This window comes from Bacteroidota bacterium (genome assembly GCA_037133915.1).
Taxonomy (GTDB): domain Bacteria; phylum Bacteroidota; class Bacteroidia; order Bacteroidales; family CAIWKO01; genus JBAXND01.
In genome coordinates this window covers 26,573-49,966 of the sequence record JBAXND010000016.1, presented here as the reverse complement: position 1 = coordinate 49,966, position 23,394 = coordinate 26,573, and the positions used below count along the sequence as shown (strand labels likewise).

At 42.8% G+C, this 23,394-nt stretch carries 19 protein-coding genes; 11 read left to right on the top strand and 8 right to left on the bottom strand.

Features of this window, described 5'->3' with window-relative positions; genetic code table 11:
• Positions 1 to 6 precede the first annotated feature (6 nt).
• From WCM76_07415 to WCM76_07375, 9 genes are all read left to right on the top strand, one after another.
• Positions 7 to 651 carry a 7-carboxy-7-deazaguanine synthase QueE gene (locus WCM76_07415; protein MEI6765454.1) on the top strand — a complete coding sequence of 215 codons (645 nt, stop codon included), beginning with the start codon at positions 7 to 9 and terminating at the stop codon, positions 649 to 651.
• 115 nt (positions 652 to 766) lie between these two features.
• The gene (locus WCM76_07410; GenBank protein MEI6765453.1) at positions 767 to 2,707 is read left to right on the top strand and encodes an OmpA family protein; all 1,941 of its coding nucleotides are present in this window, start codon (positions 767 to 769) and stop codon (positions 2,705 to 2,707) included.
• A gap of 90 nt (positions 2,708 to 2,797) precedes the next feature.
• Positions 2,798 to 4,075, top strand: a complete 1,278-nt coding sequence (gene mtaB / locus WCM76_07405) for a tRNA (N(6)-L-threonylcarbamoyladenosine(37)-C(2))-methylthiotransferase MtaB (protein ID MEI6765452.1) — start codon at positions 2,798 to 2,800, stop codon at positions 4,073 to 4,075.
• A 46-nt stretch (positions 4,076 to 4,121) separates the two neighbouring features.
• On the top strand, positions 4,122 to 5,282 hold the full coding sequence (locus WCM76_07400) for a prolipoprotein diacylglyceryl transferase (GenBank protein ID MEI6765451.1): 1,161 nt from the start codon (positions 4,122 to 4,124) through the stop codon (positions 5,280 to 5,282).
• Positions 5,283 to 5,568: 286 nt separating this feature from the next.
• Complete coding sequence (locus tag WCM76_07395; GenBank protein MEI6765450.1) at positions 5,569 to 6,348, top strand: 5'-nucleotidase; 780 nt, start codon at positions 5,569 to 5,571, stop codon at positions 6,346 to 6,348.
• Positions 6,338 to 7,267 (top strand): metallophosphatase, encoded by a 930-nt coding sequence (locus WCM76_07390; protein MEI6765449.1) that lies wholly within the window; start codon positions 6,338 to 6,340, stop codon positions 7,265 to 7,267. Before WCM76_07395 ends, WCM76_07390 begins: the two co-directional genes overlap by 11 nt.
• A 161-nt stretch (positions 7,268 to 7,428) precedes the next feature.
• Positions 7,429 to 8,865: a chromosomal replication initiator protein DnaA gene (dnaA, locus tag WCM76_07385; GenBank protein ID MEI6765448.1), complete on the top strand. Its 1,437-nt coding sequence runs from the start codon at positions 7,429 to 7,431 to the stop codon at positions 8,863 to 8,865.
• A 59-nt stretch (positions 8,866 to 8,924) separates the two neighbouring features.
• The gene (locus WCM76_07380; GenBank protein ID MEI6765447.1) at positions 8,925 to 9,380 is read left to right on the top strand and encodes a low molecular weight protein-tyrosine-phosphatase; all 456 of its coding nucleotides are present in this window, start codon (positions 8,925 to 8,927) and stop codon (positions 9,378 to 9,380) included.
• 7 nt (positions 9,381 to 9,387) lie between these two features.
• Positions 9,388 to 10,344: a pyridoxal-phosphate dependent enzyme gene (locus WCM76_07375; protein ID MEI6765446.1), complete on the top strand. Its 957-nt coding sequence runs from the start codon at positions 9,388 to 9,390 to the stop codon at positions 10,342 to 10,344.
• A 34-nt stretch (positions 10,345 to 10,378) separates the two neighbouring features.
• Here WCM76_07375 and WCM76_07370 read toward each other — a convergent pair whose 3' ends face one another.
• From WCM76_07370 to WCM76_07340, 7 genes are all read right to left on the bottom strand, one after another.
• Positions 10,379 to 11,662, bottom strand: a complete 1,284-nt coding sequence (locus WCM76_07370) for an ABC transporter permease (protein ID MEI6765445.1) — start codon at positions 11,660 to 11,662, stop codon at positions 10,379 to 10,381.
• Between the two features lie 7 nt (positions 11,663 to 11,669).
• Positions 11,670 to 12,848: an ABC transporter permease gene (locus tag WCM76_07365; protein MEI6765444.1), complete on the bottom strand. Its 1,179-nt coding sequence runs from the start codon at positions 12,846 to 12,848 to the stop codon at positions 11,670 to 11,672.
• Positions 12,849 to 12,883: 35 nt separating this feature from the next.
• Complete coding sequence (locus WCM76_07360; protein MEI6765443.1) at positions 12,884 to 13,885, bottom strand: efflux RND transporter periplasmic adaptor subunit; 1,002 nt, start codon at positions 13,883 to 13,885, stop codon at positions 12,884 to 12,886.
• Positions 13,886 to 13,935: 50 nt separating this feature from the next.
• Positions 13,936 to 15,408, bottom strand: a complete 1,473-nt coding sequence (locus WCM76_07355; GenBank protein ID MEI6765442.1) for a TolC family protein — start codon at positions 15,406 to 15,408, stop codon at positions 13,936 to 13,938.
• Positions 15,409 to 15,468: 60 nt separating this feature from the next.
• Positions 15,469 to 15,903, bottom strand: a complete 435-nt coding sequence (locus WCM76_07350) for a MarR family transcriptional regulator (protein MEI6765441.1) — start codon at positions 15,901 to 15,903, stop codon at positions 15,469 to 15,471.
• Between the two features lie 108 nt (positions 15,904 to 16,011).
• Complete coding sequence (gene glpK, locus WCM76_07345) at positions 16,012 to 17,490, bottom strand: glycerol kinase GlpK (protein MEI6765440.1); 1,479 nt, start codon at positions 17,488 to 17,490, stop codon at positions 16,012 to 16,014.
• A 35-nt stretch (positions 17,491 to 17,525) separates the two neighbouring features.
• On the bottom strand, positions 17,526 to 18,437 hold the full coding sequence (locus WCM76_07340) for a YitT family protein (GenBank protein ID MEI6765439.1): 912 nt from the start codon (positions 18,435 to 18,437) through the stop codon (positions 17,526 to 17,528).
• 140 nt (positions 18,438 to 18,577) lie between these two features.
• Between WCM76_07340 and WCM76_07335 the strand changes: the two genes are divergently transcribed.
• Both WCM76_07335 and WCM76_07330 read left to right on the top strand, forming a co-directional pair.
• Positions 18,578 to 21,544, top strand: a complete 2,967-nt coding sequence (locus WCM76_07335; protein MEI6765438.1) for an FAD-linked oxidase C-terminal domain-containing protein — start codon at positions 18,578 to 18,580, stop codon at positions 21,542 to 21,544.
• Between the two features lie 80 nt (positions 21,545 to 21,624).
• A complete protein-coding gene (locus WCM76_07330) occupies positions 21,625 to 21,804 on the top strand; it encodes a MarR family transcriptional regulator (protein MEI6765437.1) in 180 nt (59 codons plus the stop codon).
• A gap of 386 nt (positions 21,805 to 22,190) precedes the next feature.
• Here WCM76_07330 and WCM76_07325 read toward each other — a convergent pair whose 3' ends face one another.
• Positions 22,191 to 23,333, bottom strand: coding sequence for an acyl-CoA dehydrogenase family protein (locus WCM76_07325; GenBank protein ID MEI6765436.1), 1,143 nt, complete (start codon positions 23,331 to 23,333; stop codon positions 22,191 to 22,193).
• Positions 23,334 to 23,394 lie beyond the last annotated feature (61 nt).

The window sequence follows — 23,394 nt, the reverse complement described above, 5'->3', positions numbered from 1 at the left end:
TTTTTAATGGAAAAAACAAACGCCGATAATTACGAACAGATGCAGCAAGGTTTAATGCTACCTGTAATGGAAGAGTTTTGCACCGTTCAGGGCGAAGGTCACAACACGGGTAAAGCGGCATGGTTTATCCGGATTGGAGGATGTGATGTAGGCTGCAGCTGGTGCGATGTAAAAGAAAGCTGGAATGCCGAACTGCACCCACTTTCATTCACAAAAGATATTATTGAACATGCCGTTCAGCAAGCTGTAAGGTCAGTTGTGATAACCGGTGGCGAACCCATGCTCTATAACCTGAATCCGCTTTGCGAAGGGCTGAAGTTTTCAGGATTCGAAACCTTTCTTGAAACGTCAGGTTCAGCGCCACTCAGCGGAATTTGGGACTGGGTTTGCCTTTCGCCAAAAAAAAATGCACCCGCACTTGAAAAATATTATAATATTGCCAATGAATTAAAAGTTATCATAGCAGATAAAAGTGACCTTGAATGGGCAGAAATCTGTGCCGAACAAGTCAGGAACAGTTATTGTATACTTTATCTGCAACCTGAATGGAGCCGTTTTAGGGAAATAAGCCCAGTAATTATAGACTATGTAAAAAACAGCCCCAAATGGAATGTTTCAGTTCAGGCGCATAAGTTCCTAAGAATTCCGTAGTGCCAATGAACAATGAATAATAAACAATGAATAAATACGCAGCAAAATAAACGGACTTTTTCTCTGTGTAAATTTGCCATTTCGCTGTACAATTTTGATTTAATAATATAAGGTAATGAAAAGAACCGGGCTGCTGATTTCGATCCTCATTTTGTACATTATATATAATAGCAACCTTTTCGCGCAAGAGTTCTTTCTAACTTCAAAAAGCAAAAAGGCAAAGAAGTATTTTACTTCGGCAATGGATTACTATGTGGCACGCGATAATCAAAATTGCCTTGCTGAACTTGGAAAGGCACTGAAAGCCGATCCATATTTTATTGAAGCATGGATGCTTACCGGAGATGTGAATTCCGATTTGAAGGATTTCGATAAAGCATTGGAGGCCTACAACAAAGCCATTGAACTGGATCCCGATTTTTTTCCGCGTAACTTTTATAATATTGGGAAAATAGAATTTGCCATGGGCCTTTACAATGAGGCGAAAGAGCATTATGAAAAATATCTGACGTATCCGAAGCCCAATGTGAACCTGCTCGACAAAATAAATCGGGAATTAAAATCGTGCGATTTTGCTATAGAAGCCATGAAACATCCGGTTGACTTTGAACCCGAAGGCATGAGCGACAGCATCAACACCCCCGATGGTGAATATTCACCTTCCCTTACCGTGGATGAACAAACACTGATTTATACAAAGCTCAGCCCGCGCAATGAATATACGATTGGTAAAAACCCATTTGAAGAAGACCTTTACATTAGTAAGCGTGTTGACGGCACCTGGCTTAAAGGACGAAAAATGGGTCCTCCGATGAACACCCACGGCAACGAAGGCGCACAGTGCATTGCACCTGATGGAAAATTCATGGTATTCACCGGCTGTAACCGTGACGATGGCTATGGAAGCTGTGATCTGTACATTTCTTACCGCGAAAACAACAGCTGGACGGTACCCGTAAATATGGGACCTGTAGTAAATTCAGGACAATGGGATTCTCAACCCAGCATTTCACCCGATGGACGCGTAATTTATTTTTCAAGTGCGCGCGACGGAAGTAAAGGAAATATGGATATCTGGTATACAACGCGCGGCAACGATGGGCAATGGGGAACACCTGTAAATATTGGTGATTCCATAAATACTGTCTATCCGGAAATGTCGCCGTTTATTCATCCCGATAACCAAACCTTGTTTTTTGCATCTTCAGGATTTACAGGTATGGGCGGACTGGATATCTATTATTCCAAACGGAAAGAAAATGGTGGCTGGTCAAAACCAGTGAATTTGGGATATCCCATCAACACTTACAAAGACGAGGCCTACATGATAGTTAATGCCCGGGGCGATCTGGCGTATTTTGCTTCCGATAAACCCGGCGGTAAGGGTAAACTGGATATTTATACATTTAAACTGGCCGATAACCTCAGACCTAAGCCGGTTACTTACATGAAAGGCATTGTATTCGATAAAAAAACAGGCAAAAAACTGGATGCACGCTTTGAGCTGATTGACCTGGCGTCATCACAAACCATTATTACTTCAAATTCTGATGCCGTTACAGGTGAATTTCTTGTATGCCTGCCTACAGACAAGGATTACGCATTGAATGTTTCCAAAGACGGATACCTTTTCTATTCAGAGAATTTTTCACTTATTGTTGAAAAAGACCGTCTGGATCCCTTCCTGAAAGACATTCCACTGCAGCCTATTGAAGCGGGAGAAACGGTAATCCTGAAAAATATCTTTTTTGATTTCGATAAAGCTGAGCCAAAACCGGAATCGCAAGCTGAACTTAATAAGCTGGTAAATCTCCTGATTAAAAATCCTCAGATGAAGATTGAAATTGGCGGACATACCGATAATAAAGGAACAGCCGAATACAACCAGCAGCTTTCTGAAAGTCGTTCAAAAGCAGTTTATGATTTTTTGGTTGCACAGAACATCGACAAAAAGAGGCTTTCATATAAAGGTTATGGTATGACCAAACCCATTGCTACCAACGATACAGAAGAAGGGCGCGCTTTGAACCGCCGCACGGAATTCAAGGTAATGTAGGCCTAACAAGCCGTGAGTCGTAAGTCGTGAGTCAAAAGAAAATTGACTTCAAACTCCAAACTTCAAAATATCTATCTTTGTGCGCTTATAATGAAAACCATCGCCTTCCATACACTTGGCTGCAAGATGAATTTTGCAGAAACTTCTACCCTGACGCGGCAGGTTGCTGCCAAAGGTTTTGAAGGAATTGCCTTTAATGAGAAAGCTGATATTTATGTGGTGCACAGCTGCATCGTCACAGGTGCCGCCGAACGAAAATGTATTGCTGCTATAAGACAGGCGCGCAAACGCAATCCCGAAGCACGCATCATTGTTATAGGCTGTATGCCCGAAATAAGCCCCACACGCCTGCTGCAGGAAGAAGGCGTAGATTTAATTCTGGGAAACAAAGACAAATACCGCCTACCCGACATTCTTGAAAATGAAAACTTCAGGGAGGAAGCGGACGCAGAAAATATCTTTGTTCCTTCGTGGTCGAGCGGCGACCGTACGCGCACATTTTTTAAAGTTCAGGACGGCTGCGATTATTTTTGCGCATATTGTACAATTCCATTGGCCCGTGGAAGAAGCCGCAGCAATACCATCGCTGAAACCATTGAAACCGCACGCGAAATTGCACTTTCGGGAGCCAAAGAAGTTGTGCTTACGGGCATCAATCTGGGCGATTTCGGAAAAAGAAACAATGAGAAATTCATTGATCTGCTGAAGGCGCTCGAAGACCTTAGGGGAATTGACCGAATCAGGCTGTCATCCATAGAACCCGACCTTCTCAACGACGATATTATTCGTTTGGTGGCACAGTCAAAAAAGCTGATGCCTCATTTACACATTCCGCTACAGTCGGGCTCTGCAAGAATTCTTTCGCAAATGAAACGGCGTTATACAAAAGAGTTGTTCACTGAACGTATGCGTGCCATCAAAGAACTGATGCCGCATGCATGCATCGCAACCGATGTAATAGCAGGATTTCCGGGCGAAACAGAAGAAGAATTCAACGAAGAAATGGATTTCATCAGCGGCAGCGAGATTTCATACATGCATGTATTCACTTACTCAAAGCGCAACAATACCAAGGCTTCTGAGTTGGGCGACGAAGTTCATGGCACCGTTAAAAAAGAGCGCAGCCGCTTGCTGCATGAGCTGTCCGAAACGAAAAAGGACTATTTTTATCTTCAGAATAAAGGACGGGAATGCAATGCACTTATTGAATCTGACCGCCATCAGGGATTTTTATACGGTTTTACAGATAATTATATCAAAGTGCGGGTGCCGTTTCAGAACGAATCAGTCAACAGCATTGTGCGTGTAAAACTGCTGGAATTAGCTGATGACGGATGTTACGAGGTGGCGATGTGTTACGGGCTATGAGATCATATATTTTTTAATTGTTCATTATTAATTCTTAATTTACTACATGTATCCAACAATAAGTGATCTGATAAATGACATCTTCGGAACGAGCCTTACGCTTCCGATTCAGAGTTTCGGTTTCTTTGTTGCCCTTTCATTTCTGATTGGTTCGTGGATTATGAAGATCGAATTCAAACGAAAAGAAAAAGAAGGATTGATGCTGCCGGTAATTGAAAAAATTCGGAAAGGCGCTCCTGCCGGGATATTTGAACTGATTATGGTCGCGTTGATTGCGTTTCTGGTTGGGTACAAAGTGAGTGGCGCTATAATCGATTACTCAACCTTTAGCGATAATACTCAGGAATACATTCTCTCGCTGCAAGGCAATATCTGGGGCGGTTTACTGATAGCCGCAGCTTTTGCCTTTTACAGATACTGGGATAAAAATCGCAAAAAATTGCCGGAAGTTGTTTGGGAAGATGTGACCGTACATCCTTACGAACACGCAGGGAATATCCTTATAATAGCAGCGATTGCAGGACTGCTTGGTGCTAAATTGTTTGATTGCCTGGAAAATATTGACCGCCTTATCTCCGACCCCGTCGATACGCTGTTTTCATTCATGGGACTAACGTTTTACGGTGGTTTGATTATAGGAAGCTTCAGCGTACTCGTATTTGCACGCCGCAAAAAAATGAACATCATACATCTGCTGGATGTCGCTGCACCGGCCATTTTACTTGCCTATGCCATTGGCCGGACCGGCTGCTTTATCAGTGGCGACGGATGCTGGGGTATTGTAAACCTCAATCCCAAACCCGAATGGTTGGCGTTTTTGCCCGACTGGATGTGGGCTTATAATTTTCCGCACAACGTAATAAATGAAGGCATCGCCATTGACCACTGCACAGGTAAATACTGCACTGTGCTTGAATATCCGGTATATCCGACGGCGTTTTACGATATGGTCACTTACGGATTTGTATTTTCGGTACTGATGATGCTGCGAAAGAAAATTCATATTCCCGGAATGATGTTTTCGCTCTTCCTTATAATATATGGTGCACAACGTTTCATGATGGAACTTATCCGGGTAAATAATAAATATAATGTATTTGGACTTCGGTTTACGCAAGCAGAATTAATCTCCGTTTTTATGATTATTGCCGGAATAAGCGGCATTTGGTTTTTCCGAAAAAGATGGAAGAATCAGACCGGCAAATAGTAAAGAGATGCTACTTGAAGTGATTGATGAAATTTCTTTTCCATTGAGGGTGAAAATACGGGCAAACTGTGTCCTGGCATAACAAAAATAACGCCAGAATATTCAGGTATTATTGTACCTGATTTTTATGTGGTTTAAAATCACCACCCTATTAAAAATGCTGATATAATACGGGTTTCCTGTAATTTTTCCGAGAAAATAAAAAAAAATATTTTTTTTTATTTTTGTTCAAAACTTCTGAAAAAAAAACCTATACTTGTAGAAATTTCTTTCAAGAATTTACACTATGCTCCTGTCACGCCCATACCGTTATCTGAGCCTGCTAATTGTCTCTGTACTATTAGCCTCATGCCATGCGCATTACAACATCAGGAGTACCCGCACGGAACGCCATGTCATTGTTATGGACAGCGCACATGTTCCTGTTGACGATCCTGAAGCAATTGCAACACTTCAACCGTATAAGGTAAAGATTGATTCTATGATGAATCAGGTTCTGGCCTATTCAAAGAGACCGCTTATCAAAGATTTGCCGGAAGGTTTATTGAATAACTTCATTGCAGACATCATACTCCAAAAAGGTCGTGAATATTATAAATCGACCGACGGAGCGACTGTAGATATGTGTTTACTCAACAATGGCGGGCTTCGCAGCACATTACCCAAAGGAGCCATCACAAAAAACAGCGTTTTTCAGCTGATGCCGTTCGAGAATAAAATGATTGTAATAACCATCACCGGCGATAATGCGGCAAAACTTTTCAATTCTATAGCAAAAAAAGGCGGTATGCCGGTTGCAGGAATAAAAATGGGAATTCAGGGCGACACTGCCACCAATATACTTATTGGAGGGAAACCATTTGACAGAAAACAAAACGTACGCATAGTCACCTCCGATTACCTTGCTGATGGCGGTGATGATTTCGGATTTTTCAGCAAACCGATTGAATACAAATTGCTCGAACCCAAAATTCGGGATGCCATTATAGAATACCTATTAGAAGAAAGTGCCAAAGGCAACGAAGTTGACGGAACCTTAGACAAACGGATTTATTATGAAAAGTAGACGCGATTTTCTCAAAACCCTTATGGTGGGTGGTGCATTGCTCGGAGCCAGTGCGTCGCCACTTAAAGCATTGACCAAAGGTGGGCTTGTGAAAATCACAGTGCTGCATACAAACGACCAGCACAGTCATATTGACCCGTTTCCCCCCAACGATGCCAAATACCCCGGCCTTGGCGGCTTTGCAAAGCGCGCAGCTATGATAAAAAAAATCAGACAGGAAGAAAAGAATGTGTTACTGTTCGATGGCGGCGATGTTTTTCAGGGAACACCCTATTTTAATTTTTATGGTGGCGAAGTTGAAATGAAACTCATGAGTGAAATGGGCTATGATGCCATGACAATCGGAAATCATGAATTTGACAACGGTGTTGATGGTATTACCCGCCAACTTGATCACATGAATTTTCCGTTCATCTCATCAAACTACGATTTCACTAACACATCGCTTGCCGGAAAAACACTGCCTTATAAAGTCTTTATCAAAGACGGCGTTAAAGTAGGTGTTTTCGGACTGGGCATTGAACTCGAAGGACTCGTGGGCAAAAAAGGTTACGGCGAAACAAAGTATCTCGACCCTCTGCCGAAAGCCGCTGAAATGGCCCATCTTCTGAAAAAAGATCTCCACTGCGACCTTGTAATATGTCTGTCGCATCTGGGGCTGTCGTACAAAGAAAAAAAAGTGAGCGATATCGTTTTGGCAAAACAGTCAAAAAATATCGACCTGATTATTGGCGGGCACACCCACACTTTTATTGATGAACCTTATGTCTTCACCGACTCCGATAAAAAGGACATCATTATTGCACAAGTGGGCTGGGCCGGCGTAAAACTTGGCCGTATAGATTTCTATCTAGCGAAAAACTACGGTGTTATGTTTGCCGATGCCTATTCTATGAACGTTGGAAAAAATTTAGGTTAAAAAGATTTTTTATTTGCCAAATTTTTTAAATATTTGTAGAATCAAATTCAGGATTGTGGGTAAGTGCCAACATTGATTGGCAAGTGGTTTGAAATAACAGGATTATAGACCTGTTCGGAAATTTGAAAATTGTTGAAATCTTTTTTTAAGGAAAACTACGAATGAAGAAAAGTTATACTGAAGTTTGGAATAATTGCCTGGAGATAATAAAAGACAATATAACGTACCAAAGTTTTAAAACCTGGTTTGAACCAATAAAACCTGTAAAGTTGAAGGATAATATCCTCACTATTCAGGTTCCAAGCCAATTTTTTTACGAATGGCTCGAAGAACATTTTATTGATCTCCTCAAGAAAACAATTAAAAAAGAACTGGGCACTGACGGGCGGCTGGAATACAGCATTGTGATGGAAAACCCATATGGGAACGGAGCTCCGGTTACGGTTAAGGCACCTACTTCAAATAAAAAAGCAATCAAGAACCCATCTGTCGCAATGCCAATCGACATAAATAAAGGAGCGTCTAAAGATATTCCCAATCCCTTTATCATTCCGGGATTGAAGAAAATCAATATCAATTCACAGCTCAACGAAAATTACTCCTTCGAGAATTTCATTGAAGGTGATTGCAACCGCTTGGCGCGTTCAGCCGGATTTGCTGTTGCCAGCAACCCCGGAAAAACTGCGTTCAACCCTCTCCTGCTCTATTGCAATGTGGGACTTGGCAAAACCCACCTTTCACACGCTATTGGTATTCAGGTAAAAAATGAATTCCCTGAAAAGATTGTGCTGTACGTACAATGCGAACAATTTATCAATCAATACATCGATTCAGTAAGAAACAACAATCAGAACGACTTCATGCATTTTTATCAGATGATTGATGTTCTGATTATGGATGATATACAATTCCTGAGTGGCAAGGAAGGCACACAGAACGCGTTCTTCCATATCTTCAACCAGCTTCACCAAAAAGGAAAACAAATTGTTATCACTTCCGATAAAGCACCAATCGACCTCAAAGGAATTGAGCCGAGGCTGCTTTCACGCTTCAAATGGGGTCTTGCTGCCGACTTACAGGTACCCGACCTCGAAACACGCATCGCCATTCTCGAGAAAAAAGTATACAACGACGGCATGGATATGCCGCGCGAAGTAATCGAATACCTTGCCTACAGCATCACAACAAACATTCGTGAACTCGAAGGCGCGCTGATTTCATTGCTTGCTCAATCATCGCTCAACAAAAAAGCCATCACACTCGACCTTGCAAAACAAATTATTGACAAGTTCGTAAAAAATAACTCTCGCGAAATTTCCATCGATTACATTCAGAAAGTGGTTTGCGATTACTTCGATATCAATATTGATATGCTGAACTCTAAAACCCGTAAACGTGAGATTGTTCAGGCACGTCAACTTTCAATGTTCTTTGCGAAGAAGCTTACTAAATCGTCGCTCGCAGCTATCGGTTTACATTGCGGAAACAAAGATCACGCAACTGTTTTGCACGCCTGCCGCACAGTAAATAATCTCATCGAAACCGACAAGCAATTCAAGGTTTACGTTGACGAACTGGAGAAGAAAATCAGACTCTGATATACTGTATTGCCCTGTTTGAAGCTATTTTAATGTGCAACCATAAATAAATCATTGTCATGAAAATCCTGATGGTTTGCTTTAACGATGTCTGTCGCTCTCCGCTGGCAAAAGGCATTCTTGATCACAAATTAAAAGAAAACAAACTTACGGCAGAAGTTGACACGGCCGGATTCGAACCGCACAATATTGGCGAAGTGCCCAATCCGCATGCCATACAGGTGGCCAAAGAAAATGGAATAGATATTAGTGCCCATCGCGCACGACTTTTTGCAAAAACCGATTTCGATAAATTTGATAAAATTTTCGTGATGGAATCCATGGATTACAACAATGTAAAATACATGGCCCGCAACGACGATGATATGAAAAAAGTCGATTATCTGATGAACGAAGTGACGCCGGGCAAAAATAAACCCGTGCCCAATCCCTATTACGGCGGCCGTTTTCAGTTCAATGAAGTTTTTAGTATGATTAGCCTTGCCTGCGATCAGGTGATAAAAAAACTCAAGTAAACTTATTTTGAAAATCAACGCTCCGGGCGAGGCAGATATTCGAGAAGCAGCGGCACGCATTCGTCCATGGATTCACCGCACTCCCGTGCTTTCATCGGAATACCTGAACTCGGTTTCCGGTGCTACACTGATTTTTAAATGTGAAAATTTTCAGAAAGCCGGCGCTTTTAAATCAAGAGGCGCGTGCAACGCAGTATTTTCTCTTTCTCAGGAACAATTAGCACACGGTGTTGCAACACACTCATCAGGGAATCACGCGCAGGCACTTGCCCGTGCGGCTATGCTGAGGGGAATAAAAGCACACGTTGTTATGCCATCCGACTCATCACCAGTTAAAATAGCCGCTGTTAATGGCTACGGAGGTACTGTAACATTGTGCGAACCCAATCTCGCATCACGCGAATCAACCTTAATTGAGGTGATAAAAAATACGGGCGCAACTGAAATTCATCCGTATGACAACCTAACTATAATCGCAGGAGCCGCAACTGCCACTCTTGAGCTAATAGAAGATTCAACACATCAGGATTATATTATTGCACCGGTTGGTGGCGGCGGATTACTTAGTGGGACAGCTCTTTCTGCATTTTATTTTTCAGCAGGCACCAAAGTAATTGCTGCAGAGCCTGCTAATGCTGATGATGCGTACCGTTCATTCAAAAATAAAACCTTCGTCCCTTCTGTAAACCCCGATACTATTGCCGATGGACTTCGTACCTCGCTCGGTACTCTTACGTTTCCCATCATAATGAATCATGTGGAAGACATTATTCCCGTGAGTGAAAATAACATTATTGAAGCCATGAAACTCATCTGGGAACGTATGAAAATAGTTGTCGAAATAAGCGCTGCCGTTGGATTAGCTGCAGTTCTTAAAAACAAAGAAACGTTCAAGAGCAAGAAAATTGCCATCATCCTGTCCGGCGGAAATGCCGATTTGACGGCACTTCCGTGGATAAAATAATACAGTTTTTTCACAACACTTCTTACGTCTAAGATTAACTTTCTGTTTTTTCTACAGATTCATGTCTTACAACCATTGTCTTTAATTTTTGAAGTGCAATGCCTGCAGACCTTTTATGACTGCCCGCAATCTGCCATCGGTAAACAAAAATGGTTGTTAAAAAGTAAACACCTGCCTGAATCCACAAACCAATATATTCTTTACTTATCATGCTTAGGTCAGCTCCCATCGTATTCACTTTGATATAGGCCTGTATCCCCGGAGTTGAGGGGAACAACCAACTGAATGCAATCCAGAATGCGCTGATGTTGGAACGCGGCCATGAGAATCCGCTCAGAAAAAGTAATATCAAGGAAACAAACAGAAATACAACCATGCCGGTCTCCCGGTTACGGATAAATATAGAAACCGTCATGGAGAAGAAAATTGTGGCAAGCAGGAAAGGAATAATAAACCAGATGATATCCGTGAAAGCACCAATGTGAGGAAGCCCGAATAAGCGCGGTATTACACCCAGAATATACGCCGACAATACCACATATAATGAGAAATATGTGGCTGCTCTGCCCAGAATTAACTGATGCAGCTTCCGTTTCCCTCCGGGCGGTATCAGCAGGTGAAACCGATTCTCTTCGCGTGTTGTGCCTGCAAGCATGTTGATGCCAAAAAACAGTGTCTGATGAATAATGAGTATCATAATCGCAGGCATCAGGAAGCTTGCAAAACCGGCGCCTTCATTGAATAATATGGTGGATGTGCCCGGTAACGGGCTTGCTGCAATGTTGGCACTCTCGCCTGTTACTCCCTGACTGTTGAGCCTTTCGATTTGTATATCGTCGCCCTGTTCCATCACTGCGTAATTGCAGGCGGTCAGCATGGCACGGTAATACAGAAAACTGCTCATATCGGAATACATCGACACCGTTGCCTGCGTATTGTGGTTAATTTTATCGCTGTAATCTTCAGGAATAAAAACAATACCATGCACCTTACGCATGTCAAACGCATTACGGGCTTCCTGCATGGAAAGACACCTCGCACTGATTTTAAGTTCAGGTGTCGCATCAATTTTGCGCAGCAATTCACGCGATGACGAAGTATTTGATTCATCAACCACAGCAATAGGAACATCGCGCAGTGTCTCATTTTTGTAAATCGAACAATACATCAACGGATAGAGTAACGAGGCGACCAGAAAAATAATCAGTACACCCGGATCACGAAAAATATGACGGTACTCTTCAATCATGACCCTGATTGTTTCAAAAAAACCGTCAGTAGTACGCTTCAGCAACCTACGCTTCATATTTGTTTTCATTGAAAAACTATTTAGCTGGATAATTCAATTTGATGGCAGCTTTCTTTAACCGGTAATACACAAATACCGGCAATATTGAAAATGCGAGTAAGGCTCCAAAATAAATAAGTGAATAGCGGATATCAGACCCGTTCAAAGCTTGATTCACATAAATATTGAAATAGTGCCTTATCGGAAAAATATTCGAAAAAATGCGGGCCGTGTATGGCATTCCCTCTATCGGGAACGTAAATCCGGCGTAAGTGAAACCAAGTAAACCATACAATGCCGCAAGGCTTATCCCATCGCGCATTACAGGGAATACGCCAATGAAAAAGATACCGATTGCCTGATGAGCAATAACGTATAAAAAGGTTGCGAGACACATCCACGCCAGACTGCCGTTCATCGGGAAATGCATATAGCTGTACAAAATGAAATTCCCCCCGATGCCAAGCAATGTAAAAATGAATGTATATGGTAACAGTTTACCACAAAGCGCCGTAATCATTGAATTATTCGCAGTGCGCAGCCAGTTGCGGCTTGTACGTTCTTTAAGCTCGGCACCTATTGAAAAAATGGTCAGCATCAGCACCATCAGTTGCAGAACCCCCGGCAATAAAACGTTCATCAGGTAGATGCCATAATTTGCCCACGGATTGGCGATGAGATGCGAATCTAAGACAACGGGCTGAATAGTGCTCATAATTTGGTAATCGCTCATGCCTCGTGCCTGCAGCAGCCGTTGCTGAATATAGCCTGAACCCAGAGCACTCATGTACGTGAAATCTTTAAGAAGCAACGAGCCGGGAATTAAGTAGGCATCATTTACATAATACGTCAACTCAGGGCGGCGACTCGATAACAGTTTTTTCTCAAAATCTTTTCCAAAAACAATGAAACCGTAGATATTCCCCCTCTGCATGTCCTGACGGGCTTCAGTATATGAACTATAATGACGCACAATTTCCGTTTGCGCCGTTGCATCTATATTACGTGTAAATGTTCTTGTCACGTAAGAATTGTCAAGGTCTACCACACCTGCAGGCAACGAATTCGGCAAACCCTGATTGAAAAATGTGAGGAAAAATACATAACAGAACAGCATCACAAAAACGGAAGAAAACAGATAAATCGGTCTTCCTGTAATGCGTTTCCACTCACGTCCGACCGTGGCAATCAAACTACTATTTTTTAAAGAAAGCATTTTGGTCGATTTTAGTTTTGTGAATTCTGAAGTGATTACTGATTAACTTTTTCGATGATTGCCGACATCCCCGGCTTCAGGTCTTTGATTGGAGATGAAGGTCTGGCGCGAACTTCAAATGTTTTAGCATCGAACTGTCCGGTCGCTTTTGTAGTTTTCCAGGTAGCATAGGAAGCAAGCGCTTTGATGAAGAATACCTTTACTTCTGCCGTCTGATTATTCAGCGCAGGGATTTTTACCGTAAAGCTGCTGCCCATTTTCATATCACCAAGCATATCTTCACGGACACTGAACGTAAACCAGATGTCATTCAAATTAACAAGGTTCATGATAGGTGCTCCGGTGCCAACCAGTTCTCCGCATTTTGGAAATACTTCGGAGATTTCGCCATCAGAGGGTGCAATTAATACGGTCTCGTTCATGTATGCCTCAACTTCCTGAACTGCTCCTTTGGCGCGGTCAACCATTGCAAGAGCTGCATCCTTATCTTCAGATTCCGCCCCGTTGATGGCCATGTCGTATTGCGACCGCGCAGCGTTGGATGTGTTTACGGCTGCCTTGTACTGAGCTTCTGCTTCATCGCGTTTCTGGGCCGAAACCACACCCTTATCAAACAGGTGCTGGACGCGGTCGTATGATTTTTTAGCAATGTCAACGCCTATCTCAGCCTTTTGCCACATTTCATAAGCACCTGTGATCAGTTCCTTACGTGCACCTTTATTTGCTTTGCGGTCTTGTGCCATAGCCGCCGACTCAGCAGCAGTTGCCTGAAATAATTTAGCCGACAACTCAGGACTGTCAATGATTGCAAGCGTATCCCCTGCTTTCACCTGTCCGCCCTCTTCGGCCAAAAATTGTTTAATCCTCCCCGGAACCTTACCGGAGATGCGAATCTCATTGGCTTCGGCTTCACCCTGTATTACCTGAGGTTCCGGTTTGTAAACATAAATACCGATGATGAACAACACTACAACTACTACAATTGAACCTATCAGCGCCAACCGGAGATTATGGTTCTTTTCTGCTACTTCTTTCATTGCTTATAAATTATTTGATTTTACGTGAATTCTTATTGATATTGTCATGTCTATTTTAAATTGCCCAGAGCCTTCTGAAGATAAAGTGTACAGAGTTTTGAATCAATTTTCGCATCAATATTTTCAGATTTTGCCGATAACCAGGCCGCCTGCGCACCCAATAAATCCGTTGATGTAATTACACCCGCTTCAAACCCTTCATTTGCAGTACGCAGGTTCTCTTCAGCCAGGCTTATATTATGTTCGGTTTCGAGCTGTTGCTTGATACTTTCATTGACTCTGAATGAACTCTGGCTTATTTGTAATTCAATTTTTTCTTTGGCATCCTGCAGTTTCAGACTGGCAATAGAATGCTCAATCTTAGCTGCTTTCAGCGTATGAAGCTTGTCTCCAAAATGAAAAATCGGAACATTGGCAACTACGCCAACATTAAACATCCCTGCAAATTTCTTCTCATAACCGTTATACATATTGGGATTTGAAACAAGATAATTTCCTGTCAGCGCTATATTCGGAAGAAATCGCGATACCATCAGCCGCTCACCTGATTTCGCGATATTTTCCGCCTGCGTCAGCATGTGAATCTCCGGTCGGTTTGAGATGGCTTTATCAATGGCCGGTAATTCCGCTATTTTTATCGGAATATCCAGTTCCTGGTCTGCAAGAGGGGTATTATCATCTGCCGGCATTCCACAAAGCTGATTCAGCGCCATCCTCGATAATACCAGTCCGTTTTCTGCTTTTGTAAGTGAAATGTCAGTTTCGCTGAGCTTAACCTTTACGCGCAATGCATCAGCCTTTGTTGCGGTGCCTTCGGCTATCATGATGGAAACATTGGTATCCACTTTCATCAGAAGGTCGCGATATTCACGGGCCAGGTCAACTTTGCTCTTAAGTGATACAACACGCCAGTATGCTTCATCTACTTCCACAAGCAACTCTGCAGTTTGATTTTCCTGTTTGGCAACAGCCAGTTGTTCACTGTATTTAGATATGCGGTACAATTCCCGAATCTTCCCGCCCAGATAAACAGGCTGCACCATACTTATTCCTCCGATAAAAATGTTCTTTGTATCAAATTCCATAGATTCTTTTGGCAGAATCGCGTAATTCTTCCACAAAATCTTGTCAGGATTTGCATGTGGATCAAAAGGTTTTCCGCTGGCATCCAGTGGTACGGGCTGACCATTCACAAGTGTCCATCCGTTGGAAACCTGGGCGGGTGTGAATCCGAAAGAGCCATCAGACATTTTTGTACCGACCGGCAACAGGGCATCTTCAGCCAGAAGCGAAATATTTTTCTCGTTCCATGAATAACTTCCCATTGCTGAGAAATTGGGCAGGAACTGGGTAAATGCGGCCTGTGTCAGCTGATGGGCCGCCTTAACATTTTCTGATGCCATTTGCAGACTGATATTGTGCGATAATGCCATCTGACGGCAGTCTTCCAACTGTAGTACTTTTTGTGCATGCAATGGAATTACCCACAGCATTGTAATTGCAATAAAAACAGTTCTTTTCATTTTCAAAAGATTTAAATTGACTCAACAATAGTTGTCTATGCAACCGTATTTGTAAAAAAATTATTTAAGGTTCTTCATTACTTTTTTTAAAACCTCACGTGAGGAATTCAACTCCTTTTCAGTGATATTATATAATGTAGTTTCAGCGACCCTTTGCACAATCTCAGTTGCTTTCTGCTGCAAGGCGGCACCGGTTGCAGTGAGATGTATCAGATTGATGCGTCTGTCAGTCGGATCCGACACTCTTACTACATAATTTCGTTTCTCAAGCTTGTCTATAAGTCTGGTAATACTGGGTTTGTCTTTTTCAGTCAGCATGCACAACGACTGCTGAGTGACCTTGTCTTTATTCCATAAACAAGCCATCACCGACCACTGTTCAGTGGTAATATCAATGTTCTCCTGAGCAAATGCCCTGAGCATCGCACGATTAATCGCCGTAGATATTTTGCCGGTTAAAATATCAAACAATTCGTGTTCAAAAATCTGAGACATATTGCTAATGATTTAATGGTTGTTTAAACAACGATGCAAATATACAACTAATAAATTTCCGAAAGCAAGAAAATTTCAAAATATTTTTTAGCCAGGCTTGTTTAACACTTATAATCGGGAGCTTCTAACAGCGTTCTTCCACCCTTTATACAGGTGCCTGCGCTTTGTTTCCGTAAATGACGGTTTGAAGACAGTATCCGCTCCTTCAGCTTTATTCCTGTTTCCGATTTTCCAAAAATCGCAAGCAATCGCGGCAAGCCGCGCAGCCCCAAGAGCAGTAGCTTCAACATTGCACGGCCGGTGAATTGGTTTGTCGAGAATGTCGGACTGAAACTGCATCAGGAAATTATTTGCCGCAGCGCCGCCATCAACACGCAATAGTTTAGATTCAATCCCGGAATCTTTCTCCATCGCATTCAGTAAATCTTTAACCTGATATGCAATGGCTTCAAGAGCGGCACGAACTATATGTGCACTGCTGCTGCCTTGAGTCAGCCCAGTTATCAGACCTTTGGCATTCATATCCCAATACGGAGCGCCTAATCCTGAAAATGCCGGAACAATGTACACGCCCCCATTATTCTCAAGATTCATGGCAATTTTTTCCGAATCGACCACATTTTTTATAATGTTCAATTTATCGCGCAACCATTGCATCACAGCACCCGCCATAAAAACACTGCCTTCAAGAGCATAGGTAATGTTCCCGTCTATTCCCCATGCTATAGTTGTCAGAAGCCCAGCTTTGGATACTACCGGCTTGATTCCGGTATTCATCAGCATAAAACAGCCGGTTCCGTATGTATTCTTAGCCATGCCCGCCTCAAGGCAATTCTGCCCGAACAAGGCAGCTTGCTGATCACCCGCAATGCCGGAAACAAGAATTTCCTCACCAAAAATTTTACGTTCCGTTTTCCCGAATACTCCGGATGAATCTCTGACTACGGGAAGCATACTCAAAGGCACGTCAAACAAAGCCGCCAGCTTCTCATCCCATTTTTTTTCGTGAATGTTGAACAAGAGCGTACGCGATGCATTGGAATAATCTGTTGCGTGAACATTGCCACCCGTAAGATTCCATAACAGCCATGTGTCAATGGTTCCAAAAAGCAATTCTCCAGCGGCGGCCCTGCGTTTTGCGCCGGGAACATGCCGCAGTATCCAGTTTATTTTACTTGCCGAAAAATAGGAATCGGCCAACAGACCGGTGGTCTTTCTCAGAAATTTCTCCTGCCCTGTTTGTTTTAATTTATGACAATAATCTGCAGTTCGTTTATCCTGCCATATGATGGCGTGATACACGGGCTTTCCCGTTTGTTTGTCCCATACAACAGTAGTTTCCCGCTGGTTTGTGATGCCTATTGCCGCAATTTCGCCGGGTTTTATGTTGTAATCTTTCAGTACTTTTTTTGCTACAAAAAGCTGGTTAGCCCAAATTTCGCGCGGATCCTGTTCAACCCATCCCGGAAACGGAAAATGCTGAATCGTTTCTTTTTGTGCCATCGCAACCACACAGGCATTTTTATCAAATAGTAAAGCCCGTGAACTCGTTGTACCCTGATCAAGCGCAAGAATATATTTTTTCATTTCCGCGATTTTTCTTTCACTTCATGTACTGAATTCTATTTCTCCACCAATGGCTTGAAACCCTCACCCAGAATTTCATTAGCTTCAATCACTGTCAGAAATGCGTTCGGATCCACTTTTCGCACGTAATCCTGCAATTCGGTTACTTCTTTACGGTTCACCACAGTAAAAATAATATTTTTCTCTGTGCCTTTATACATGCCCGTTCCTTTAATCATGGTTCCGCCTCGCCCAAGATCATTGATTACCGCATCTCGAATTTCGTCTGATTTATCAGAAATAATAAACAGCGCCTTATCATAATTCACACCCTGAATTACGGCATCTATAACCTTACCGCAAATAAATATGACCACCCACGAGTACAGCGGAATTTTCCAGTCGCGAAAAGCAATAAGCCCAAGCAAAACAATAACAGAATCAACGTATATCAGCAATTGTCCGATAGGGAGTTTGGTGTATTTTCCAAAAATCATAGCAATAATATCTGAACCGCCCGAGGTCGCCTTCGCACGAAAAATCAAGCCCAATCCTAATCCTACCAGTACTCCGCCAAAAATGGACGATAGCAGCACATCATTTTCAACCAACGCTTTATCGCCCTGAAAATAAGTAAGCAAATCAATAAAAACGGAGGAAAGTACGAAACCAATCACGGTCTTTGTTCCGAATTTCGGCCCTAAGATTTTCACGCCAATAATGGTCAGCGGAATATTTAAAATAAGACTTGTAACTCCGACGGGCAAACCCTCTGGAGCAAAGTCAAACAAGCCTTTTGTAACATAATGTATGACAATGGAAATCCCGAAAACACCGCCCGGAACGATTTTATTGGGCGAGATAAAATAAACGAAACCGACCGCCATGATGAAAGAGCCGATAACAATCATACTATAGTTGAGAAACCACTTTCGTGAGAATTTTTTATCGAGCAGCCTGAATGCCATAATGAATTGTTTTTAGGGTTTTGGCAAAATTAACGCTAATAAACGTCATCTGCCAAACCATGGCACCTATAATTATTATAATTTAGCAGAAGAATGGCAGAACTTCAGGCTCTGCAAAACGGCATTCTCAATATTTTACTATGAGCATAGATACACACCAAAGCATGATTTCTGAGGCTTTAATTACACTTCGTTCAAAACTGTCGGGCGAGTTGCTGACCGATGAATCATCACGCGCTATTTATTCAACAGATGCGTCAGCTTATCGCGAAAAGCCTGCCGCCGTTGCTATTCCAAAAAATATTGATGATATAAGAAGCCTGATTCAATTTGCTGCTGCTGAAAAAATTTCGCTGATTCCGCGCACTGCCGGTACTTCTCTTGCAGGGCAGGTGGTTGGAAAAGGCATTGTGGTGGACCTCTCACGACATATAAACAATATACTGGAGATTAATCCCCTGGAAAAATGGGTACGCGTTCAACCCGGTGTCGTGCCTGACGAACTCAACAAATTGCTGTCAGAGCATGGGTTATTTTTTGCTCCGGAAACTTCCACATCCAACCGCTGCATGATTGGCGGGATGGTCGGAAACAATTCATGCGGCGCCCATTCTCTGGTTTATGGAAGTACCCGCGACCATCTCATCTCGGTAAATGCGATTCTTAGTGACGGCAGTGAAGCGGAGTTCGCCGCTTTAAGTCTTGAAGAATTCAAGGCGAAATGCCTGCAGGACACGCTTGAAGGCAATATTTACCGAAATATCCGCGAAATTCTTTCAAATCCCGAAAATCAAAATGAAATTCGAAACCAGTACCCTGCTAAAAGCCTTCACCGCAGGAATACAGGTTATGCAATCGACCTGTTGCTTGATAGCGAGCCGTTCACCGACGGATCTGAAAAATTCAATTTTTGTAAGCTCATTGCGGGTTCCGAAGGTACACTGGCATTCATCACAGAAATTAAACTGAACCTTGTTCCGCTCCCACCCAAAGAAAATGTGCTTGTTTGTGTGCACTGCTCATCACTTGAAGATGCGTTCAACGGTAACCTGATTGCACTCAAACTGAATCCTGTTTCTATTGAGCTGATTGATGAAACCATTATCAACAGAGCTGCAGAGAACATTGGTCAGAAAAAAAATATGTTCTTTATTCAAGGCCGGCCTGCGGCTATTTTACTTGTTGAGTTTGCATTTGATACCAAAGATGAAATTCTTAAAACAACCGCGGAACTTGAAAAAAATATGCGTGCCGCCGGTTATGGATATCATTTTCCAGTTGTATCAGGAAACGAAATCGATAAGGTGTATTCATTACGGAAAGCCGGGCTGGGCCTGCTTACAAACGTCCTCGGAGATGCAAAACCCGTGAGTGTTATTGAGGATACTGCCGTTGATGTTCAGGTGTTGCCACAATACATGAAGGAATTTCAATTGATGCTCAAAAAACTGGATTTGGAATGCGTGTATTACGCTCATATCGCCACAGGAGAGCTTCATACAAAACCTGTTCTGAATTTAAAAACCGAAGAGGGTGTTGAAAAATTTCGTACTGTGGCGCTTGAAACAGCTCGCCTGGTAAAGAAATTCAAAGGTTCATTGAGCGGTGAACACGGCGACGGTCGGCTCAGAGGCGAGTTCATCCCGTTGATGATTGGTAATCATAATTATGATTTGTTGCTGAAAATTAAAAGTGCCTGGGACCCCGGCAGCATCTTTAATCCCGGAAAAATTACTGCCACACCAGCCATGAACACTTGTCTGCGATATGATGCAGGTAAAGGGTTTCAAGAGATTGATACATATTTCGATTTTTCAGGTACTCTGGGATTTCTGAGAGCCATTGAGCAATGCAACGGTTCTGCTGATTGCCGCAAAACTGAAAAAATCGGCGGCACCATGTGCCCCAGTTATATGGCTACCCGCGACGAACATCATTCCACACGGGCACGAGCAAACCTTTTACGAGAAGTTTTCTCAACATCAGAGCTGAAAGACGCCTGGCGCTCCGCTGAAATCAATAATATACTTGATCTCTGCCTTTCATGCAAAGGCTGCAAAACGGAATGCCCGTCGGGTATAGACATGGCACGCATTAAAAGTGAGTTTATGCAGCACTTTCACGATAGCCGGGGCATACCGCTCAAAACCAGCATGGTTGCTGGTGTTGACACATTGAATCAAATGGCAGCCATAGCTCCGGGCATTTATAATTATCTGATTACGCATCATTTTTCATCGAAAATAATAAAGAATATTCTTGGATTTGCGGCTCAAAGGTCATTACCAAAACTCGGAAAAACAACCCTGAAAAAATGGGCAGCCAAAAATATCAGCAAGCTGAATGCCCGAATTGAAATGACGTTCAAAGGCAAAGTGTATTTGTTCATGGATGAATTCACCAATTACAATGACGTTGAAACGGGTATAAAAACAGTGCAGTTAATCCATGCATTGGGCTATATTGTTCTTACAATCAACCATCCGGAAAGCGGACGTGCAGCCATTTCTAAAGGCATGATTCGAAAAGCAAAGACATTGGCAATTAGAAATGTTGAGATATTTAAAGACATCATTAATTCAGAAATTCCCCTTATCGGAATTGAGCCGTCGGCAATTTTTGGTTTCAGGGACGAATACCCCGATTTGGTTGGAAAAGACCTTCAGCCTGCTGCCCGTAAGCTCGCAGCACATTGTATGATGCTGGATGAATTCCTTGAACAGGAAGTGAATAAAGGGTTCGATTTCAGCAGTGCTTTCAACGATGAGAAACTGGAAATTTTATTACACGGACACTGCCATCAAAAGGCGGCCGCATCTGTAGCGTCAACGGTAAAAATGCTTTCGCTTCCGCGGAATTATTCGGTTGAAACAGTGCCTTCGGGTTGTTGTGGCATGGCAGGTACTTTTGGCTTTGACAAAGAACATTATGAAGTCTCCATGAAAATAGGAGAACTGGTGCTGTTGCCGACGGTAAGAGAAGCCAAACAGCAAACAGTAATTTCTGCTCCCGGCGCCAGTTGCCGTATGCAGATAGAACATGGTACGGGCCGGATTGTGTTGCACCCGGTTGAAATACTTTGGAATGCCCTGCTGAAGAGCGGTTGATGAATATCATTCCTGAAGCGGCAGAAAATAATGCTATTTTTGCTGAACTTCACAATTTATAAATCCTAAAACATACTTATATGGAAGCCAAAGACGCCGTATTAAGTGCCCTGAAGAAAGCAGGCAAACCGATGAAAGCTTCGGAAATAGCCGATTCATCAGGCATCGACAAAAAAGAAATTGATAAAGCCATTAAAAAACTAACCACTGAAGACAAGGTGCATTCGCCGCAACGCTGCTATTTTGACATTAAGAAATAGCTTTAGCTGCTCTCGTATCTTTACCATTTATTTCTCTTACTTTTGCGCGCAAAAGTAACAAAACGCTTCATTTTCCGAAGGAAATATGATTAAAAGGCGAGATTGAATCTGAAGGGTGACCCGCCTTATAAAAATTTCGTACGTAAACAAGACTTATTATCAAGGGCAAGCTTGTGTAAGCAACCCACGAGTCCGAAAGATATATTTAATAAATAAAAGAAAAGGCCCTGTCGTTTCGGACGGCTTGGGTTGCGAGATGATAATAAGTCTTAGCTTTTACAGAAATTTTTATAGAGCGGAGACTTTTCTTTCGGTTCCTTTCTTTTCGTGGTTAGAAAAGAAAGGAACAATTAAAGACGATTAATTTCATACAATCGTGAAATCCCCTATTTCAGGATGCTTTTGGAAATAACAACACGCTGCACCTGATTGGTTCCTTCGTAAATCTGACAGAGTTTGGCATCGCGCATCATTTTCTCAACAGGATAATCGCGTGAATAACCATCGCCCGCCATCACCTGAACGGCATCGGTAGTCACTTTCATGGCAGTGTCACTTGCATACATTTTACACATGGCCGATAATCTGGAAGCATCTTTTTCACCTGCATCGTAAGCATATGCGGCTTTCCATGTTAGAATCCGCGCGGTTTCTACAAGGGTTGCCATATCGGCAAGCATAAATGAAACGCCCTGATGGGCTGTAACAGGCTGTCCGAACTGTATGCGTGCTTTTGCCCAATCGCGTGAAATCTCATAAGCAGAACGGGCACAACCGACGCTGAGCGCGGCCACACCGGTGCGCGTACGATCGAAGGTACGCATGGCAATAGAGAAACCGTGACCTTCTTCACCGAGACGGTTGGTTACAGGCACTTCAACATCGTGGAAAATAATTTCGTTCTGAACACTTGCTTTCTGTCCCATTTTTTGCAGCCGTGGTTTCATTTCAACACCGGGGCTGTTGGTAGGTACAACCAAAGCAGTCAGGCTGCGTGCACCCTTTTCCGGATTGGTAATAGCAAAAACAGTCAGAAACGAAGATACTTCTGCATTGGTAATAAACCGCTTATGCCCGTTAATGATATACTTGTCACCGTTAAGAATGGCGGTAGTTTTTATTCCTGCAACATCCGAACCGGCATTCGGCTCGGTAAGACAGTATGCAGCCACTCCTTTTTCTTCGGCTATCTGACCAAAAAAACGCTTCTGCTGTTCCTCATTTGCAGATAGAATCAGCGGTGTGAGCGCGAGTGTGTTTGCGTCAATCCCGATACCAATGCCTATACATCCCGCACCCAGTTCTTCACTGGCAAGCGCGGCTTCCAGAAGGTTATATCCGTTTCCACCAAATTTTTCAGGTATAGGTCCGTTCATCAAACCTTCGGCGTAAGCTGCCTTAACAATATCCCAGGGAAATATGGCCAGTTCATCATACTTCATACGGTTGGGAACAATCCACCGATCAGAAAAATCGCGGTACTTGGCAACAATATCCTGCTGCTTCTTGTCAAGAGAAAAATTAATCATGGTCTATGGCTTTAGTTTTTATTATCCACTATGTGCCTGCCCGGATTAAATAGTATAGGGC

Excerpts from the sequence above, each read along its gene's own strand:
- WCM76_07415 (MEI6765454.1), top strand. The coding sequence starts at position 7 with ATGGAAAAAACAAACGCCGATAATTACGAACAGATGCAGCAAGGTTTA.
- WCM76_07410 (MEI6765453.1), top strand. The coding sequence starts at position 767 with ATGAAAAGAACCGGGCTGCTGATTTCGATCCTCATTTTGTACATTATA.
- mtaB (MEI6765452.1), top strand. The coding sequence starts at position 2,798 with ATGAAAACCATCGCCTTCCATACACTTGGCTGCAAGATGAATTTTGCA.
- WCM76_07400 (MEI6765451.1), top strand. The coding sequence starts at position 4,122 with ATGTATCCAACAATAAGTGATCTGATAAATGACATCTTCGGAACGAGC.
- WCM76_07395 (MEI6765450.1), top strand. The coding sequence starts at position 5,569 with ATGCTCCTGTCACGCCCATACCGTTATCTGAGCCTGCTAATTGTCTCT.
- WCM76_07390 (MEI6765449.1), top strand. The coding sequence starts at position 6,338 with ATGAAAAGTAGACGCGATTTTCTCAAAACCCTTATGGTGGGTGGTGCA.
- dnaA (MEI6765448.1), top strand. The coding sequence starts at position 7,429 with ATGAAGAAAAGTTATACTGAAGTTTGGAATAATTGCCTGGAGATAATA.
- WCM76_07380 (MEI6765447.1), top strand. The coding sequence starts at position 8,925 with ATGAAAATCCTGATGGTTTGCTTTAACGATGTCTGTCGCTCTCCGCTG.
- WCM76_07370 (MEI6765445.1), bottom strand. The coding sequence starts at position 11,662 with ATGAAAACAAATATGAAGCGTAGGTTGCTGAAGCGTACTACTGACGGT.
- WCM76_07365 (MEI6765444.1), bottom strand. The coding sequence starts at position 12,848 with ATGCTTTCTTTAAAAAATAGTAGTTTGATTGCCACGGTCGGACGTGAG.
- WCM76_07360 (MEI6765443.1), bottom strand. The coding sequence starts at position 13,885 with ATGAAAGAAGTAGCAGAAAAGAACCATAATCTCCGGTTGGCGCTGATA.
- WCM76_07355 (MEI6765442.1), bottom strand. The coding sequence starts at position 15,408 with ATGAAAAGAACTGTTTTTATTGCAATTACAATGCTGTGGGTAATTCCA.
- WCM76_07350 (MEI6765441.1), bottom strand. The coding sequence starts at position 15,903 with ATGTCTCAGATTTTTGAACACGAATTGTTTGATATTTTAACCGGCAAA.
- glpK (MEI6765440.1), bottom strand. The coding sequence starts at position 17,490 with ATGAAAAAATATATTCTTGCGCTTGATCAGGGTACAACGAGTTCACGG.
- WCM76_07340 (MEI6765439.1), bottom strand. The coding sequence starts at position 18,437 with ATGGCATTCAGGCTGCTCGATAAAAAATTCTCACGAAAGTGGTTTCTC.
- WCM76_07335 (MEI6765438.1), top strand. The coding sequence starts at position 18,578 with ATGAGCATAGATACACACCAAAGCATGATTTCTGAGGCTTTAATTACA.
- WCM76_07330 (MEI6765437.1), top strand. The coding sequence starts at position 21,625 with ATGGAAGCCAAAGACGCCGTATTAAGTGCCCTGAAGAAAGCAGGCAAA.
- WCM76_07325 (MEI6765436.1), bottom strand. The coding sequence starts at position 23,333 with ATGATTAATTTTTCTCTTGACAAGAAGCAGCAGGATATTGTTGCCAAG.